Origin of the sequence: Streptomyces sp. R28 (assembly GCF_041052385.1) — a bacterium.
Taxonomy (GTDB): domain Bacteria; phylum Actinomycetota; class Actinomycetes; order Streptomycetales; family Streptomycetaceae; genus Streptomyces.
In genome coordinates this window covers 4,550,450-4,566,451 of sequence record NZ_CP163439.1, presented here as the reverse complement: position 1 = coordinate 4,566,451, position 16,002 = coordinate 4,550,450, and the positions used below count along the sequence as shown (strand labels likewise).

Below are 16,002 nucleotides of genomic sequence, written 5' to 3'. Positions count from 1 at the left end.
CACTCTCACTCGATGAGTGCTAACGACGGTCAATAGTGACGTATTCCGGCCGCTCAGTCCACTGCTACCGGGACTCGGTGACCGACGCCACGTGCGACGGTACGGCCGCGGGGCCGCGCCGCCAGCCGCGAACGCAGTGCCACCAGGGTCGCCAGGGCGAGCAGCGTCCCGCCCGTCGGCACCAGGAACCCGGCGCCGCCCCAGAAGCGATCCTCCAGCTGTCCGGCGACCGTGACGGCGGCGGCCTGGCCGAGCGCCACCGCGCCCGTGAGCCAGGTGAACGCCTCGGTGCGGGCACCGGCCGGAACCAGGTCCTCGACCAGCGTGTACCCGGTGATCAGCGCCGGCGCGATGCACATGCCGACCAGCAGACCGAGGCCGGCCAGGACGAGCACCGAGTGCGCGGCCCACAGGCCGGACGCGGCCAGCGCGAGGGCGGCGTATCCGACGACGAGGCGGCGCTGCGGGGAGACCTTCCACGCGATGGCGCCGCAGGCGATGCCGGAGAGCATGTTGCCCGTGGCGAAGGTGCCGTACAGGACGCCGTTCAGGCCGGGCTCGCCGATCGACTCGGTGAAGGCGGCCAGGGAGACCTGCATGCCGCCGAAGACGGAACCGATGCCGAGGAAGGTCACGATCAGCACGCGCACACCGGGGACGCGCAGCGCGGAAGCGTGCTCCACGCGCGCGTGCCCGTCGACGGCGACCAAGGGCTGGGTGCTCTTCTGGGCGGCGAACAGCAGACCGCCGAGCAGTGTGAGCGCGGCCTCCGTGACCAGGCCCGCGGCCGGGTCGACGGTGGTGCACAGGGCGGTGGCCAGCAGCGGACCGACGACGAAGGTCAGCTCGTCCGTGACCGACTCGAAGGCCGCCGCGGTCGTCATCAGGGGCGAGCCCTGGAGCTTCACGCCCCAGCGGGCCCGCACCATGGGCCCGACCTGCGGCACCGAGGCACCGGTCGGCACGGCCGCCGCGAACAGCGCCCACAAGGGGGCGTGGTTCAGGGCGAGCGTCGTCAGGGTCAGTCCCGACAGCGTGTGCACCAGCACGCCGGGGATCAGCACGGTGCGCTGCCCGTAGCGGTCGGCGAGACGGCCGCTGTAGGGCGCGAACACCGCCATGGAGACGCCGGTGACGGCCGCGGCGGCGCCCGCCGCACCGTAGGAGCCGGTGGTGTGCTGCACGAGCAGCACGATGGAGATGGTCAGCATCGCGAACGGCTGACGCGCCGCGAAGCCGGGCAGCAGGAACGTCCAGGCGCCGCGGGTGCGCAGCAGCTGTCCGTATCCCGGGCGGGAGGAGGCCGACGAGTCCTTCGACGGCTCGATGGTGACCGTGGATGCCACGGCCCGTGCCTTTCTGCCGCCTGGTAGCGCGGCCCCGTCGGGTGGGGGGCGGCGCCGAGAGCTGTCCTGTCGCGCGGAACTGCGGTAGATACCGGCGCCTGCTGAGGAAGGGCGTCCCGGCCGCCATACGGTCGCGCCAGCTCTGCGTCAGGCAGAGGTGGTTTGATCTGGGTGACGCCTGCATAGTACAGGGAACAGCGGCCGCTGCCCCTGTGAAAATGAGCACTGCCCAGTGCTTCACCTGCGATTGGGTCGCCTGGTGGAGGTCGCTCCGTTCGTCCCCAGCCATCCGGCCAGCTTGCCCCCGGCCCCCACGGCGCGCAGTCGGCGCTCCGCGGCGTCCCGTACCGGATCCGTGGCGACCACGAGCAGCTCGTCCCCGAGGCGCAGCACCGTCGTCGGCAGCGGAACAAACGATTTTCCGTCGCGGACGACGAGGGTGACGGCGGCCCCGGCGGGCAGCCGCAGCTCGTTGACCTCGACGCCGTGCATCTTCGAGCCGTCGGGGATCGCGACGGACAGCAGATGTCCGCGCAGCCGCTCCAGCGGCGCCGACTCGATGCCGAGGTCGGCGGGCTCGGGGCCCTGGCCGAGGTGCAGCATGCGGGCGAGCCAGGGCAGCGTCGGTCCCTGGATCAGGGTGTAGACGACGACCAGGACGAAGACGATGTTGAAGATGCGGCGGCTGTCCTCGACGCCGCCCACCATGGGGATCGTCGCCAGGATGATGGGGACGGCGCCGCGCAGCCCGGCCCAGGACATCAGCGCCTGCTCCCGCCAGGGGACCCGGAACGGCGTCAGACACGCGACGACGCTCAGCGGGCGCGCCACCATCGTCAGCACCAGCCCGATGAGCAGCGCGGGCAGGATGTCGTCGCCCAGCTCGTGCGGGGTGACCAGCAGGCCGAGCAGGACGAACATGCCGATCTGGGCGATCCAGCCGAGCCCGTCGGCGAACCCGCGCGTGGCGGGCCAGTGCGGCAGCCGCGCGTTGCCCATCACCATCGAGGCCAGGTACACCGCCAGGAAGCCGCTGCCGTGCGCCGAGGCGCCCGCCGCGTAGGCGGCGACGGCGATGGCCATGACGGCGATCGGGTAGAGGCCGGAGGCGGGCAGCGCCACGTGCCTCAGGCCCCAGGCGCCGAGCCAGCCCACCGCGATGCCGATGGCGGCGCCGATGGCCAGCTCCAGGGCTATCTCGCCCAGCAGCGCGTACCAGTGCTCGATCGGGCCGGACTGGGAGAAGGCGACGACCAGGATCACCACGGGGGCGTCGTTGAAGCCGGACTCGGCCTCCAAGGTGCCCGTCACGCGCGAGGGGAGGGGGATCTTCCGCAGGACGGAGAAGACCGCGGCCGCGTCGGTCGAGGAGACGACCGCCCCGATGATCAGCGCCTGCCGCCAATCCAGCCCGACCAGGTAGTGCGCGGCAGCCGCCGTGACCCCGACGCTCACCGAGACCCCGACCAGCGCCAGCGCGGTGGCGGCCGGAAGGGCCGGCTTGATCTCCTTCCACTTCGTGCCGAGACCGCCTTCGGCCAGGATCACGACCAGTGCCGCGTACCCGATGACCTGGGTCAGTTCGGCGTCGTCGAAGCGGATGCCGCCGATGCCGTCCTGGCCCATGAGCACGCCGATGCCCAGGTACACGAGCAGGCTGGGGAGCCCGCTGCGCGAGGAGATCCGGACCGCTGCGACGGCGACGAGCAGGACGAGCGAGCAGACGAGCAGGAGCTGGTTGAGGTCGTGGACAGTCAGCGGCCGTTCCCTTCCCTGGCCCGCGCGCACACGCGCGTGGGCTCACGTACATAGGACACGAAGTGGCGGTACTCCGCATCCAAGTACTTCGTTACCTTACCTAACTCTTGACGATTTCTTGACACTCGGCGATGCATGATCGAACGTCCGTCCGCGCTGGTTCCCTACTCCGCGTCAAGTTGGACCGGGCCCTGCGCCTATGGTTGCTCCAGCACTCCAGGACCGCCTGCCGCTCGCGTTAGGACAGCAAGGACAGCGATGCCCCCCAACACCACCGCCTCCACGGGTCAGCAGCCCGGCAAGTCCGGCAGGAAGAAGGGGCGCAGAGCCCGTCTGTTGCTCCTCGTGCTGGTGCTGGCCCTCGTCGGAGGCGTCACCGGCGGGGCGTACTGGTCCATCAGCACCGTCCGGGCCTCCTTCCCGCAGACCAAGGGCTCACTCACGCTCGCAGGCCTGTCCGGGCCCGTCGACGTGAAGCGCGACGACTACGGCATCCCGCAGGTCTACGCCTCCTCCGACGAGGACCTGTTCATGGCGCAGGGCTACGTCCAGGCGCAGGACCGGTTCTACGAGATGGACGTGCGCCGCCATATGACGTCCGGGCGCCTGTCGGAGATGTTCGGCAAGAGCCAGGTCGACAACGACGAGTTCCTGCGCACCCTCGGCTGGGACCGGATCGCGCAGCAGGAATACGACAAGACGCTATCCGCCTCCACCAAGAAGTACCTCCAGGCCTACGCCAAGGGTGTCAACGCCTACCTGGACGGCAAGGACAACAAGGACATCTCGCTGGAGTACGCGGCCCTCGGGTTCACCAACGACTACAAGCCGCAGAAGTGGACCCCGGTCGACTCGATCTCCTGGCTGAAGGCGATGGCCTGGGACCTGCGCGGCAACATGCAGGACGAGATCGACCGCGCCCTGATGACCAGCCGCCTCGGCCCCAAGGAGATCGCGGACCTGTACCCGCAGTACCCGTACGGCCGGAACAAGACGATCGTCCAGGCGGGCCGGTACGACGAGGTCACCAAGACGTTCCAGCAGAACGGCGGCACGTCCTCCGCGGGCTCGTCGGCCGGCGGCTCCACGAGCGGCACGGCCTCCGCCTCCGCCGGCCTGCAGAGCCAGCTGTCGGGCCTGCAGAACGTCCTGGACGACCTCCCGACGGCCGTCGGCGTGAACGGCAACGGCATCGGCTCCAACTCCTGGGTGGTCCGCGGCAAGTACACGATCACCGGCAAGCCGCTGCTGGCCAACGACCCGCACCTGTCGGCGTCGCTGCCGTCCGTCTGGTACCAGATGGGCCTGCACTGCCGCGCGATCTCCAGCAAGTGCCAGTACGACGTCACCGGCTACACCTTCGCGGGCATGCCCGGCGTGGTCATCGGCCACAACCAGAACATCGCCTGGGGCATGACAAACTCCGGCGTCGACGTCACCGACCTCTACCTGGAGAAGCTCTCCGGCGACGGCTACCTGTACGACGGCAAGACGGTCCCCTTCACCGCGCGCGAGGAGACCATCGAGGTCGCCGGCGGCACGCCCAAGAAGATCGTCGTCCGTGAGACCAACAACGGGCCCCTGTTGTCCGACCGCAGCAGCGAGCTCGTGAAGGTCGGCAGGAAGGCCGCCGTCGACACCGCCGCCCCCGACCGCGGCGACGGCTACGGCATCGCGCTGCGCTGGACCGCACTGAGCCCGGGCACCTCCATGGACGCCGTCTTCGCCATGGACAGGGCGGCGAACTGGAGCGACTTCCGGGCCGCGGCCACCCTGTTCGACGTGCCCTCGCAGAACCTGATCTACGCCGACACCAAGGACAACATCGGCTACACGCTGCCCGGCAAGATCCCCACGCGCGCGCAGGGCTACGACGGCTCCGTCCCGGCGCCCGGCTGGGACGCCAAGTCCCGCTGGACCGGCTACATCGACCAGGACGAGCTGCCGTACGAGTACAACCCGACCCGCGGCTACATCGTCACCGCCAACCAGGCCGTGGTCGACAAGGCCAAGTACCCCTACACGCTCACCACGGACTGGGGTTACGGCGCCCGCAGCCAGCGCATCACCGACCTGATCCAGTCGAAGATCGACGACGGCGGCAAGATCTCCACCGACGACATGCGCCAGATGCAGCTGGACAACAGCAGTGAGATCGCCAAGCTGCTCGTGCCCAAGCTGCTGAAGATCGACATCGAGGACAAGGACGTCCGTCAGGCGCAGGAGCTCCTGGAGGGCTGGGACTACACCCAGGACGCCGACTCGGCGGCGGCCGCCTACTTCAACTCGGTCTGGCGCAACATCCTCAAGCTCGCCTTCGGCAACAAGCTGCCCAAGGAGCTGCGGGTCGAGGGCCAGTGCCTGTGGGTCGACCCCGTGAACACCACCGGCCCCGCGGACGAGACGCAGAAGGTGCGCGAGTGCGGTGAGCGCGAGGCCGACCAGGCGCAGCCGGACGGCGGCGACCGCTGGTTCGAGGTGGTGCGCAGCCTCATGAACGACGAGGACAGCGACTGGTGGAGCACGCCGAGGTCGGGCACCCGCCCGGCGGCCGCCAACCGCGACGAGCTGTTCAAGCGCGCCATGATCGACGCCCGCTGGGAGCTGACCGCCAAGCTCGGCAAGGACATCGACACCTGGAGCTGGGGCCGGCTGCACCGCCTGTTCCTGAAGAACCAGACCCTCGGCACCGAAGGCCCCGGCTTCCTGCAGTACATCCTCAACCGCGGCCCCTGGAAGCTCAGCGGCGGCGAGGCCACGGTCAACGCCTCGGGCTGGAACGCCGCCGGCGGTTACGGCGTCGTCTGGGTGCCGTCGATGCGGATGGTGGTCAACCTCGGCGACCTCGACAAGTCGAAGTGGATCAACCTCACCGGTGCCTCCGGGCACGCCTACAGCGCCCACTACACCGACCAGACGGACAAGTGGGCCGACGGTGAACTGCTCGACTGGTCCTTCTCGGACGACGCGGTCGACGAGAGCACGAGCGACCACCTGGTGCTCAAGCCATGAGTCGCCGACGGTGAACGGCTGAGGCAAGTGCCGAAGGGGCCCTCCACGCGCGCGTGGAGGGCCCCTTCGCATGCGGAGCGCGGCTCAGGGCTCCCGGAAACGGCGCGTGCCCGACGGCGTCACCACCGCGTGCACCGGCCGGTCGTGCGGCTCCGCCGGGACGCGCTCGACGACCTCGGAGTCGTACAGCAGCACCACGAGCGAGGGATGGGCGCCCGCGCCTTCCAGCCGGGCGAGGACGCGGTCGTACGACCCCCCGCCGCGCCCCAGGCGCATCCCGCGCGCGTCGACCGCGAGGCCCGGCAGCAGCACGACGTCGGCGTCGGTCACGGCGTCCGGGCCGAGGCGCTCGCCGGTGGGCTCGAAGAGGGCCATCTTTCCGCCGTGTTGGACGCGGGCGAGGGAGTCCTCTCCGGTGTACGCGCCCCAGTCGAGGTCGTTGTCGGGCAGGAGGGCGGGCAGCAGGACACGCACGCCCCGCGCGCGCAGCGCGTCCAGCAGTGCGAGCGTGCCGGGTTCACTCCCCACGGAGACGTACGCCGCCACCGTGCGCGCATGCGCCAGCTCGGGCAGCTCCAGTGCCCGCCCGGCCAGCGCGGACGCCGATACCTGCACGTCAACCGCTGTCAACCTGCTTCTCACCGCGAGGAACTCTCGCCGCAACATTCGCTTGTCAGTCTCGGCCGGACGCCCGATGTGACTCACTGGTCGTTCCCGAACCCTTCCTAATGCGCTCATATGAGAGCCAAATAACCGGAGCCTCAGATTCCCTGCAAAGGCACCGGATATGGTGTCGGGCATGACTCAGTCGCACCCTCGGATCAGCAAGGCTGTCATCCCCGCAGCGGGCCTCGGTACCCGGTTCCTGCCGGCCACCAAAGCCACTCCCAAGGAGATGCTGCCGGTCGTCGACAAGCCGGCGATCCAGTACGTGGTCGAAGAGGCCGTCTCCGCCGGCCTCGACGATGTCCTCATGATCACGGGCCGCAACAAGCGCCCCCTGGAGGACCACTTCGACCGCAACTACGAGCTGGAATCCGCCCTGCAGAAGAAGGGCGACGCCGGCCGGCTCGCGAAGGTGCAGGAGTCCAGTGACCTCGCGACCATGCATTACGTGCGCCAGGGCGACCCCAGGGGCCTCGGCCACGCCGTCCTGTGCGCCGCCCCGCACGTCGGCCACGAGCCCTTCGCCGTCCTGCTCGGCGACGACCTGATCGACCCGCGCGACCCGCTGCTCAAGCGGATGGTCGAGGTCCAGGAGCAGCACGGCGGCAGTGTCATCGCGCTCATGGAGGTCGCGCCCGAGCAGATCCACCTCTACGGGTGCGCGGCCGTCGACCCCACCGGCGACAGCGACGTGGTCAAGGTCCACGACCTGGTCGAGAAGCCCGCCGTCGCGGACGCCCCGTCGAACTACGCGATCATCGGCCGTTACGTCCTCGACCCGCACATCTTCGACATACTGCGCAAGACCGAGCCGGGCCGCGGCGGCGAGATCCAGCTCACCGACGCCCTCCAGCAGCTCTCGCAGGACGAGAAGGTCGGCGGCCCGGTGCACGGCGTCGTCTTCAAGGGCCGCCGCTATGACACCGGTGACCGCGGCGACTATCTGCGTGCCATTGTCAGACTCGCATGCGAACGTGAGGACCTGGGCCCGGACTTCCGGACCTGGCTTCGCAGTTACGTAGCCGAGGAGATGTAGCGCTTTGAGCACCGCCGCGATCCGCCCCGCCGGCCAGGACCACCTCTGGTCGGTGGACGAACACCTGGAGGACATCCTCGCGACCGTCCGTCCCCTCGAACCCATCGAGCTGCAACTCCTCGACGCCCAGGGCTGTGTCCTGGTCGAGGACGTCACGGTGCCGGTCTCCCTGCCGCCGTTCGACAACAGCTCCATGGACGGGTACGCGGTGCGGGTCGCGGATGTCGCGGGCGCGAGCGAGGAGTTCCCCGCCGTCCTGGAGGTCGTCGGGGACGTCGCGGCGGGCCAGGCCGAGCTGCTCCAGGTGGGCCCCGGCCAGGCCGCCCGCATCATGACCGGCGCCCCGCTGCCGCCCGGCGCCGAAACCGTCGTTCCGGTGGAGTGGACCGACGGCGGCCTCGGCGAGGGCCCGGTGACCGGGATGCAGGCCCGCAGCCTCGCCCCCGAAGGCGCCCACGGCCAGGTGCACATCCACCGGCCGGCCGAGGCACGCGCGCACGTACGCGCGAAGGGCAGCGACGTGAAGTCCGGCGACCGCGCCCTCGAAGCCGGCACCGTCCTCGGCCCGCCGCAGATCGCCCTGCTCGCCGCGATCGGCCGCGGCACGGTACGCGTGCGCCCCCGCCCGCGCGTGGTCGTCATGTCCACCGGCAGTGAACTCGTCCAGCCCGACGAGGACCTGGGCCACGGCCAGATCTACGACTCCAACAGCTTCGCCCTCACCGCCGCGGCCCGGGACGCCGGCGCCATCGCCTACCGCGTGGGCGCCGTCGCCGACGACGCCGAGACCCTGCGCTCCACCATCGAGGACCAGCTCGTCCGCGCCGACCTCATGGTCACCACCGGCGGCGTGAGCGTCGGGGCCTACGACGTCGTCAAGGAGGCGTTGTCCCACGCCGCCGACGAGGACGAGGCCGGCAGCGGCGTCGAGTTCCGCAAGCTCGCCATGCAGCCCGGCAAGCCCCAGGGCTTCGGCTCCATCGGCCCCGACCACACCCCGCTGCTCGCACTCCCGGGCAACCCGGTGTCGTCGTACGTCTCCTTCGAGCTGTTCGTGCGCCCCGCTATCCGCACCCTGATGGGCCTGGAGGACGTCCACCGCCCCCGGACGACCGCGACCCTGTCGGCGGACGAGGCCCTGAGCTCGCCCAAGGGGCGCCGGCAGTTCCTGCGCGGGACGTACGCCGACGGCACGGTGCGGCCGGTCGGCGGCGCCGGATCCCACCTGATCGCGGCCCTCGCGCACGCGGACGCGCTGATCGTGGTCCCCGAGGACGTGGAGAGCGTCGAGCCCGGCAGCGAGGTCGAGGTGGTCCTGCTCGGCTGAGAAGCCCTGCTTGGCGGTACCGTGTCGCGCACAGCAGGCCCCGTGCGCCGCACCGCGACGGGCCCGGACCGGGAGCGCCACACAAGCATGAGCACGCAGGAACCGTCCACGCAGGACCACCTCACACACATCGACGACGCGGGCGCGGCCCGCATGGTCGACGTCTCCGGGAAGGACGTGACCGCGCGCACCGCCCGAGCCGCCGGCCGGGTCCTCGTCTCACCCCGCGTGATCGAGCTGCTGCGCGGTGAAGGCGTCCCCAAGGGTGACGCCCTCGCCACCGCACGCATCGCGGGCATCATGGGCGCCAAACGCACCCCGGACCTGATCCCGCTGTGTCACCCGTTGTCGGTGTCCGGTGTGAAACTGGATCTGTCGGTAGCGGACGACGCCGTGGAGATCGTGGCCACCGTGAAGACCACGGACCGCACGGGCGTCGAGATGGAGGCCCTCACCGCCGTCTCCGTCGCCGCGCTCACCGTGATCGACATGGTCAAGGCGGTCGACAAGGGAGCGGTCATCACGGACGTACGGGTCGAGGAGAAGACGGGCGGCAAGTCGGGCGACTGGAGCCGGGCATGACTCTGGACGATTCGGTGGGCGGCGCGCTGGTCGCGCCGTATGCCGCCTTGGTCATCACCGCCTCCAACAGGGCGCCCGCCGGGGTCTATGAGGACAAGGGTGGCCCGCTGATCACTGAGGGCCTCAGGCGCTTCGGTTTCGCGGTCGACGGCCCGCAGGTCGTCCCAGACGGTGACCCCGTCGAGGCCGCCCTGCGCGCCGGTGTCGACGCCGGGTACGACGTCATCGTGACCACGGGCGGCACGGGCATCTCGCCGACCGACCGCACACCGGAGGCGACCCGCGCCGTCCTCGACTTCGAGGTGCCGGGCATTCCCGAGGCGATCAGGGCGTTCGGACGGGAGAAGGTGCCCACGGCGGCGCTGTCACGGGGGCTCGCCGGAGTCGCCGGGAGCACGCTGATCATCAACCTGCCCGGTTCCAGCGGCGGGGTGAAGGACGGTCTGGCCGTCCTGGAGCCCCTCCTGATCCACGCCGTCGACCAGATCCGCGGCGGCGACCACCCCAGACCCAGCAGTGGGGGTGCGAGCTGAACAGCCCATCCTGGCCCGTCGTGCTGGGGGACGGCGATGTCGTCCTCCGGCCGATAAAGATGCGCGACCAACGGGCCTGGCGCGAGGTCAACCGGCGCAACCGGGACTGGCTGCGCCCCTGGGAGGCGACCATTCCGCCGCCCACGCCCAGCGGGCCGATCGCCCACCGGCCGACCTACCGCCAGATGGTCCGGCATCTGCGGTCCGAGGCGAACTCGGGCCGGATACTGCCGTTCGTCATCGAGTACCAGGGGCGGCTGGTCGGGCAGTTGACGGTCGCCGGTATCACCTGGGGCTCGATGTGTTCGGGGCATGTCGGTTACTGGGTGGACGAGGCGGTGGCGGGCCGCGGGGTGATGCCGACCGCCGTGGCGCTCGTCGTGGACCACTGTTTCCGCACCGTCGGTCTGCACCGCATCGAGGTCTGCATTCGCCCCGAGAACCGCCCGAGCCGCCGGGTCGTGGAGAAACTCGGATTCCGCGAGGAGGGGCTGCGTCCCCGATATCTCCACATCGACGGAGCCTGGCGGGACCATCTCGTCTTCGCGCTCACGGCGGAGGAGGCGCCGGAAGGGTTGCTGAGCCGCTGGCACCGGGCACGCTCGCAGCAGACGCCGCACACGAACCCGCAGAACACCCGGGGGAATCCCGCGTAGCCGGGAAGGAGCTCCGGAAATTGAATAAGTGTTCGAAATTGATCGCCGGATGACCGGCTCGGGGCATTAAATTCCCACCCTCGGTGGGCTGCTGATCGCATCGGTCACAAAAAAAGTTCGAAATATCAGCCAGATCGTGCGACACACCGGCTCAATTGGCAGATGGCCTCACGCAAACCCCTCTACCGTGTGAGGCGTGAGCAGCAGCGGCCTCATCTACGCAGTCATTGTCGGGGCCTGGGCCGCCTACTTGGTGCCGATGTGGCTCCGTAGGCAGGACGAGCTGAACGAGGCCCGTCCGACGGAACGCTTCAGCACAGCCATCCGGTTGCTGTCCGGACGGGCGGGGATGGAGCGCCGGTACGCCAAGGACCTGCGCGCGCGCTCCACCGACGAGGGGGAGCCCAGCGCCGATGACCCGGGCGACGTCACCGAGTCGGTGGACGTCCGGGCCTTCGCCATGCCTCCGACCCGTCCGCAGACCCAGGCGGCGGTTCAGGCCCAGGCACCGGAGCGCCCGGAGCCGGCGCGTGAATCCCCCCGCGAACCAGCGCCCAAGTCGGCCCCGGAACGCGCCAACGCATCCGTGCCCGAACCGGGCTCCGGTGCGGCGGACAAGGCGCGCAAACGCGTGCCCGCGGCCCGGCGTCCCCCTGTGGACGAGGCGGCCGCGGCACGGGCGCGGCGCTTGAAGGTGCTGGCGCGCCGGAGACGCACCACCGTCGCACTCTTCATCGCCTTCACGCTCGGGGCGATCGTCGCCGCGGTCGGAGGGCTCGCGTTGCTGTGGGCGCCCGGCGTTCCCGCGGTGATGCTCAGCGGGTACATCGCGTATCTGCGCTCCCAGGAGCGCCGCCGATTCGCGTACCAGATGGACCGGCGCAGTGCCGAGGTCGCCGCGCAGCGGCTGCGCGAGCATGCGCGCCAGTCCCGGCGGCGCGGCACCGCCGACACCGGTGCCGGGATCGACGAGCCCGACGAGAGGCCCGAACCAGGCACGGACACCGGGATGTCCGCGCTCGCCGCGGACCGGCGTGCCCTCGTCGAGCAGACCGATCACGCCGAGTGGGTCGACCAGCAGCGCGAGCGCCAGCGCCGGCCCGGACACGGGGACAGCTGGGAGCCGGTGCCGGTGCCGTTGCCGACGTATGTGACCGCGCCGGTCGCTCCGCGGGCCACCCCCGACGTGGATCTCGGCGCGCCGGACGCGTGGAGCTCGGCACGGTCGAGCACCGTCGGGCGGGACCGGGACGCGGGGGCCGAGGCGGGCTCCGCTTCCGCCGGCGCGCGGCAGGACGGTGCGGCCGGCGAGGGCACGCCTCGGGACGGTTCCGCGCGGGGCGCCGAGTCGGACGACGCGGCTCGTGACGAGGAGAAGGGCGAGGGGGGCGGTCGTAGCGACGCCCGCCGCGCCGCTTCCGCCCGCCGGGCGCGCGAGCGGGGCCGTACGCCACTGTTCGACCAGTACGAGGACGGCGACCGCCCGCGCGCGGCGAACGAGTAGCCACCGGTCCAGGCGGGGAACGGATTTCCAAGCAGGCCGATCGGGGTGCTAAAGTTTCACTCGTTGCAAGGGCCTGTGGCGCAGTCCGGTAGCGCACCTCGTTCGCATCGAGGGGGCCAGGGGTTCAAATCCCCTCAGGTCCACCGCAACAACTTTCCAAGGGAACTTGGGAGTTGAAAGATCCCGTCCGATCGGTTGATCGGGCGGGATCTTTGTTGTTCCCCAGTTTGTTCCCCAGCTTGTTCCCAAGGTTGATCCCAGAGGAAGTGTCTTGAGGGGGGAACGTGGAGAAGGCCGCCGCAGCGTTACCAGCCTCGCGTACGGCGCCGTTGCGGAGCGTGGCCTTCCGGCGGTTCCTGTGGGCCAATCTCGTCTCCGCCACCGGGTCCGCCATGGCGCCCCTCGCGCTCGCCTACTCCGTGATCGGGGAGGGCGGCGGGGCCGGGGACCTCGGGCTGGTGCTGGCCACGAACACCGTGCCGACGGTCGTGTTCCTTCTCGTGGGCGGAGTGCTCGCGGACCGGCTGTCCCGGAGCCGGATGCTCTTCCTCGGCAATCTGCTGGCGGCCGCAGCCCAGGGGGCGCTCGCTGTGACCGTCGCCATGGGACACGCGTCGACGAGCTCCATCGCGGTCTGCGGCTTCGTCTCCGGCACGGCGGTGGCCTTCACCGTCCCCGCCGCTCAGGGCGCCGTGGGCCAGATCGTCCCCGGGGAGCAGTTGCAGCAGGCCAACGCCCTGCTCAGGCTGCCGGGCAACGCCGTCAAGGTGCTCGGACCGGTGGTCGGCGGAGTCGTCGTCGCGGTCAGCGGCCCGGCCTGGGCGCTGGCCTTTGACGCGCTCACCTTCGCCGTCGCCGCCGTACTGCTGCTCGGGCTGCGCCTGGACGCACCGGTCACCGTCACCAGCGCCCTGAGCGATCTGCGGCAGGGATGGACCGGGTTCTGGTCGCGGACCTGGCTGTGGACCTACACGGCGTCCGGGACCGTCGTCGTCGCCGCGTGGCTGGCGGGGTACCAGCTGCTCGGGCCCGTCGTGGCGGCGCAGCGGTACGCGGGGGCGCGTGACTGGGGGCTGGTGCAGGGCGCGTTCGCGGCGGGGCTGCTGGCCGGGACGGTGGTGTGTCTGCGCTGGCGGCCGTACCGGTTGCTCGCGGTGGCCGTCGCGGGCGGCATGCCGCTCGCCGCGCCGCTGCTCGTCATGGGCTGGGGACTGCCGCTGCCCTGGGTGCTGTTGGCCGCGCTGCTCGCGGGGGTCGGGCTGGACGTGGCGATCGTCGCGTGGTCGACCGCCTTCCAACAGCATGTGCCGCAAGGCGAGTTGGGGCGCATGAGTGCGTTCAACAGTGTCGGTGAGCGGCTGGCGATTCCCCTCGGCTACCTTCTGACCGCCCTCGCGGTCGGCACCTGGGACAACCGGACGGTGCTGGTGGCGTGCGCCGGTCTGGTCGTCGCCGCTGTCGTCCTCAACCTCTGTGTGCGGGACGTGTATCGCATCAACCGGCGCTCAGCGGGCGGTTGATGCCTCCCGGGCTCACAGTGCCTTGGCGTAACACAGGCTCAGCTCGTGGAAGCGGTAGTAGCCGAACTTCTCGCACGGCTCGTACCCGCTGGACGTGTACAGCGCCACCGCTTCCGGCTGCTTGGCGCCGGTCTCCAGCACCATGCGCGTGCGGCCCGCCGCCCGCGCATCCTCCTCCAGTGCGGCCAGGATGCGTCTCGCCAGGCCCCGCCCGCGCATCTGATCGACGACGTACATCCGCTTGAGCTCGGCGTCCCCGTCCGCGTTGCCCTCGCCGTTCTCGTCCTGGGCGCGCCAGCCGCCGGAGGCGACGGGGGTGCCGAGCTCGTCGTAGGCGATCAGGTAGAGGCCGTTCGGCGGCTCGAAGTCCGCCGGGGCGAGGGAGGTGGCGTCGCCGCCGTCGCCGTAGCGGACGCCGTACTCGGCCTGCACCTGGTCGTTGAGCTTGACGGCGTCGGGGTGGTCGAAGGAGACGTGACGTATATACATGCTGGTTACCGTATATCAATTCAAGATCAAGAGGTTCCAGAATCGGACAACGTCCAGTGTGCCGGTATGGTGCCGGAGTGCTCACTGTGACCTCTGTGAATGTGAACGGGCTGCGGGCCGCCGCGAAGAAGGGCTTCGTGGCGTGGCTCGCCGGCACCGAAGCCGATGTGCTGTGCCTGCAGGAGGTGCGCGCGGAGCCGCAGCAGCTGCCCGAGCAGGTCCGCACGCCCGACGGCTGGCACGTGGTGCACGCGCCCGCGGCCGCCAAGGGGCGCGCCGGCGTCTCCCTCTACACCCGCCGTGAGCCCGACCGCATCCAGGTCGGCTTCGGGTCGAGCGAGTTCGACGCCAGTGGGCGTTACGTCGAGGCCGACCTGCCCGGTGTGACGGTCGCCTCCCTCTACCTCCCCTCCGGCGAGGTCGGCACCGAGCGGCAGGACGAGAAGGTCCGCTTCATGGGCGAGTTCCTCGCCTATCTGAAGGGCCTGCGCGAGCGCGCCGCCGCCGACGGCCGCGAGGTCCTCGTCTGCGGCGACTGGAACATCGCCCACCAGCAGGCCGACCTGAAGAACTGGCGCGGCAACACCAAGAACTCCGGGTTCCTGCCGGAGGAGCGGGAGTGGCTCGGCCAGGTGTTCGCCCCCGCCGCCGGCGGTTACGTCGACGTCGTACGGTCGCTGCACCCGGACGCCGAGGGGCCGTACTCCTGGTGGTCGTACCGCGGGCGGGCCTTCGACAACGACACCGGCTGGCGCATCGACTACCACGTGGCGACGCCGGGGCTGGCCGCCAAGGCGCTCAAGGGGTACGTCGAGCGGGCGGCGACGCATGGGGAGCGGTGGTCGGATCACGCGCCGGTGACCGTGGTCTACGACCGGTAGAGCTGCTCGTTCCGTCGTCACCCCTGCTCGGTCTGCTTGCGCAGCCGCCGGTCCAGGGCCAGTGACAGCTCCGCCTCCACCACGCTCCGGGCGAGCGGGCGCAGGCGTTGGAGGTCGTTCTCGCCGGTGTGGCGGAGTACCAGGTCGGCGAACATCTCCGCGAGGTCGTCGACGTGTTCGCGGACGCGCTTGCCCGCCGCCAGGACCTCCGCGAGGGGGATGCCCTCGCGGACCAGCGCCGAGGAGACGTCCAGCAGGCTGCGGCTGACGTGGACGATCTCGTCGCCGTCGGTGCCGAGGTAGCCGAGGTCCAGGGCGAGGGCGAGGTTCTCCGGGGTGACCTGGCCCTCGAAGCGGGAGGCGAGTTCCTCGGGGGTGAGGTGGACCGGCTCCTCCTCGGTGGGGGCGGCGACGCCGAGGAGGTCGGCGACGTCGCGGCCGTGATCGAGGGCCTCGGCGAGTTCCGCGATGCCGGTGAGGGTGTGGCCGCGCTCCAGGAGGGCGGCGATCGTGCGCAGGCGGGCCAGGTGGTGGTCGTCGTACCAGGCGATGCGGCCCTCGCGGCGGGGCGGCGGGATCAGCTTGCGCTCGCGGTAGAAGCGCAGGGTGCGCACCGTGATGCCGGCCAGGCGGGCCAGCTCCTCCATGCGGTATTCACGCTTCTCGGTCACCTGGGAACCTTAATTCGTACC

At 70.7% G+C, this 16,002-nt stretch carries 14 protein-coding genes and 1 tRNA gene; 10 read left to right on the top strand and 5 right to left on the bottom strand.

What is annotated here, in order from left to right:
* Positions 1-53 precede the first annotated feature (53 nt).
* Together AB5J49_RS20090 and AB5J49_RS20085 are read right to left on the bottom strand one after the other, a co-directional pair.
* Entirely contained in the window at positions 54-1,346 is a 1,293-nt protein-coding gene (locus AB5J49_RS20090; RefSeq protein WP_369170008.1) for an MFS transporter, read from the bottom strand.
* A gap of 237 nt (positions 1,347-1,583) precedes the next feature.
* Positions 1,584-3,134: a potassium/proton antiporter gene (locus AB5J49_RS20085; protein ID WP_369170007.1), complete on the bottom strand. Its 1,551-nt coding sequence runs from the start codon at positions 3,132-3,134 to the stop codon at positions 1,584-1,586.
* 228 nt (positions 3,135-3,362) lie between these two features.
* Between AB5J49_RS20085 and AB5J49_RS20080 the strand changes: the two genes are divergently transcribed.
* The gene (locus AB5J49_RS20080) at positions 3,363-6,116 is read left to right on the top strand and encodes a penicillin acylase family protein (RefSeq protein ID WP_369170006.1); all 2,754 of its coding nucleotides are present in this window, start codon (positions 3,363-3,365) and stop codon (positions 6,114-6,116) included.
* Between the two features lie 84 nt (positions 6,117-6,200).
* Here AB5J49_RS20080 and AB5J49_RS20075 read toward each other — a convergent pair whose 3' ends face one another.
* Positions 6,201-6,782 carry a 5-formyltetrahydrofolate cyclo-ligase gene (locus AB5J49_RS20075; RefSeq protein ID WP_369170005.1) on the bottom strand — a complete coding sequence of 194 codons (582 nt, stop codon included), beginning with the start codon at positions 6,780-6,782 and terminating at the stop codon, positions 6,201-6,203.
* 133 nt (positions 6,783-6,915) lie between these two features.
* Here AB5J49_RS20075 and galU point away from each other — a divergent pair, with 133 nt between their 5' ends.
* From galU to AB5J49_RS20035, 8 genes are all read left to right on the top strand, one after another.
* Entirely contained in the window at positions 6,916-7,818 is a 903-nt protein-coding gene (galU, locus tag AB5J49_RS20070; protein WP_369170004.1) for a UTP--glucose-1-phosphate uridylyltransferase GalU, read from the top strand.
* A 4-nt stretch (positions 7,819-7,822) separates the two neighbouring features.
* On the top strand, positions 7,823-9,145 hold the full coding sequence (glp, locus tag AB5J49_RS20065) for a gephyrin-like molybdotransferase Glp (protein WP_369170003.1): 1,323 nt from the start codon (positions 7,823-7,825) through the stop codon (positions 9,143-9,145).
* An 87-nt stretch (positions 9,146-9,232) separates the two neighbouring features.
* Complete coding sequence (gene moaC, locus AB5J49_RS20060) at positions 9,233-9,727, top strand: cyclic pyranopterin monophosphate synthase MoaC (protein ID WP_369170002.1); 495 nt, start codon at positions 9,233-9,235, stop codon at positions 9,725-9,727.
* Positions 9,724-10,260, top strand: a complete 537-nt coding sequence (locus AB5J49_RS20055; protein ID WP_369170001.1) for a molybdenum cofactor biosynthesis protein B — start codon at positions 9,724-9,726, stop codon at positions 10,258-10,260. Before moaC ends, AB5J49_RS20055 begins: the two co-directional genes overlap by 4 nt.
* Positions 10,261-10,280: 20 nt before the next feature.
* Positions 10,281-10,916: a GNAT family N-acetyltransferase gene (locus AB5J49_RS20050; protein WP_369170000.1), complete on the top strand. Its 636-nt coding sequence runs from the start codon at positions 10,281-10,283 to the stop codon at positions 10,914-10,916.
* Positions 10,917-11,112: 196 nt separating this feature from the next.
* Positions 11,113-12,420, top strand: a complete 1,308-nt coding sequence (gene glpR / locus AB5J49_RS20045) for a gephyrin-like molybdotransferase receptor GlpR (RefSeq protein WP_369169999.1) — start codon at positions 11,113-11,115, stop codon at positions 12,418-12,420.
* 69 nt (positions 12,421-12,489) lie between these two features.
* Positions 12,490-12,563 (top strand) — tRNA-Ala (locus AB5J49_RS20040).
* 141 nt (positions 12,564-12,704) lie between these two features.
* Positions 12,705-13,940 (top strand): MFS transporter, encoded by a 1,236-nt coding sequence (locus AB5J49_RS20035; protein WP_369169998.1) that lies wholly within the window; start codon positions 12,705-12,707, stop codon positions 13,938-13,940.
* Positions 13,941-13,952: 12 nt separating this feature from the next.
* On the opposite strand, the gene AB5J49_RS20030 is transcribed toward AB5J49_RS20035, so the two are convergent.
* Positions 13,953-14,429 (bottom strand): GNAT family N-acetyltransferase, encoded by a 477-nt coding sequence (locus AB5J49_RS20030; RefSeq protein ID WP_369169997.1) that lies wholly within the window; start codon positions 14,427-14,429, stop codon positions 13,953-13,955.
* A 77-nt stretch (positions 14,430-14,506) separates the two neighbouring features.
* Here AB5J49_RS20030 and AB5J49_RS20025 point away from each other — a divergent pair, with 77 nt between their 5' ends.
* A complete protein-coding gene (locus AB5J49_RS20025) occupies positions 14,507-15,310 on the top strand; it encodes an exodeoxyribonuclease III (protein ID WP_369169996.1) in 804 nt (267 codons plus the stop codon).
* Positions 15,311-15,327: 17 nt separating this feature from the next.
* On the opposite strand, the gene AB5J49_RS20020 is transcribed toward AB5J49_RS20025, so the two are convergent.
* A complete protein-coding gene (locus AB5J49_RS20020; RefSeq protein WP_369169995.1) occupies positions 15,328-15,981 on the bottom strand; it encodes a MerR family transcriptional regulator in 654 nt (217 codons plus the stop codon).
* Positions 15,982-16,002: the final 21 nt, after the last annotated feature.

What these genes read in the sequence shown, in the direction of transcription:
- AB5J49_RS20080 (WP_369170006.1), top strand. Translation starts at nt 3,363, where the DNA reads ATGCCCCCCAACACCACCGCCTCCACGGGTCAGCAGCCCGGCAAGTCC.
- AB5J49_RS20075 (WP_369170005.1), bottom strand. Translation starts at nt 6,782, where the DNA reads ATGTTGCGGCGAGAGTTCCTCGCGGTGAGAAGCAGGTTGACAGCGGTT.
- galU (WP_369170004.1), top strand. Translation starts at nt 6,916, where the DNA reads ATGACTCAGTCGCACCCTCGGATCAGCAAGGCTGTCATCCCCGCAGCG.
- moaC (WP_369170002.1), top strand. Translation starts at nt 9,233, where the DNA reads ATGAGCACGCAGGAACCGTCCACGCAGGACCACCTCACACACATCGAC.
- AB5J49_RS20055 (WP_369170001.1), top strand. Translation starts at nt 9,724, where the DNA reads ATGACTCTGGACGATTCGGTGGGCGGCGCGCTGGTCGCGCCGTATGCC.
- AB5J49_RS20030 (WP_369169997.1), bottom strand. Translation starts at nt 14,429, where the DNA reads ATGTATATACGTCACGTCTCCTTCGACCACCCCGACGCCGTCAAGCTC.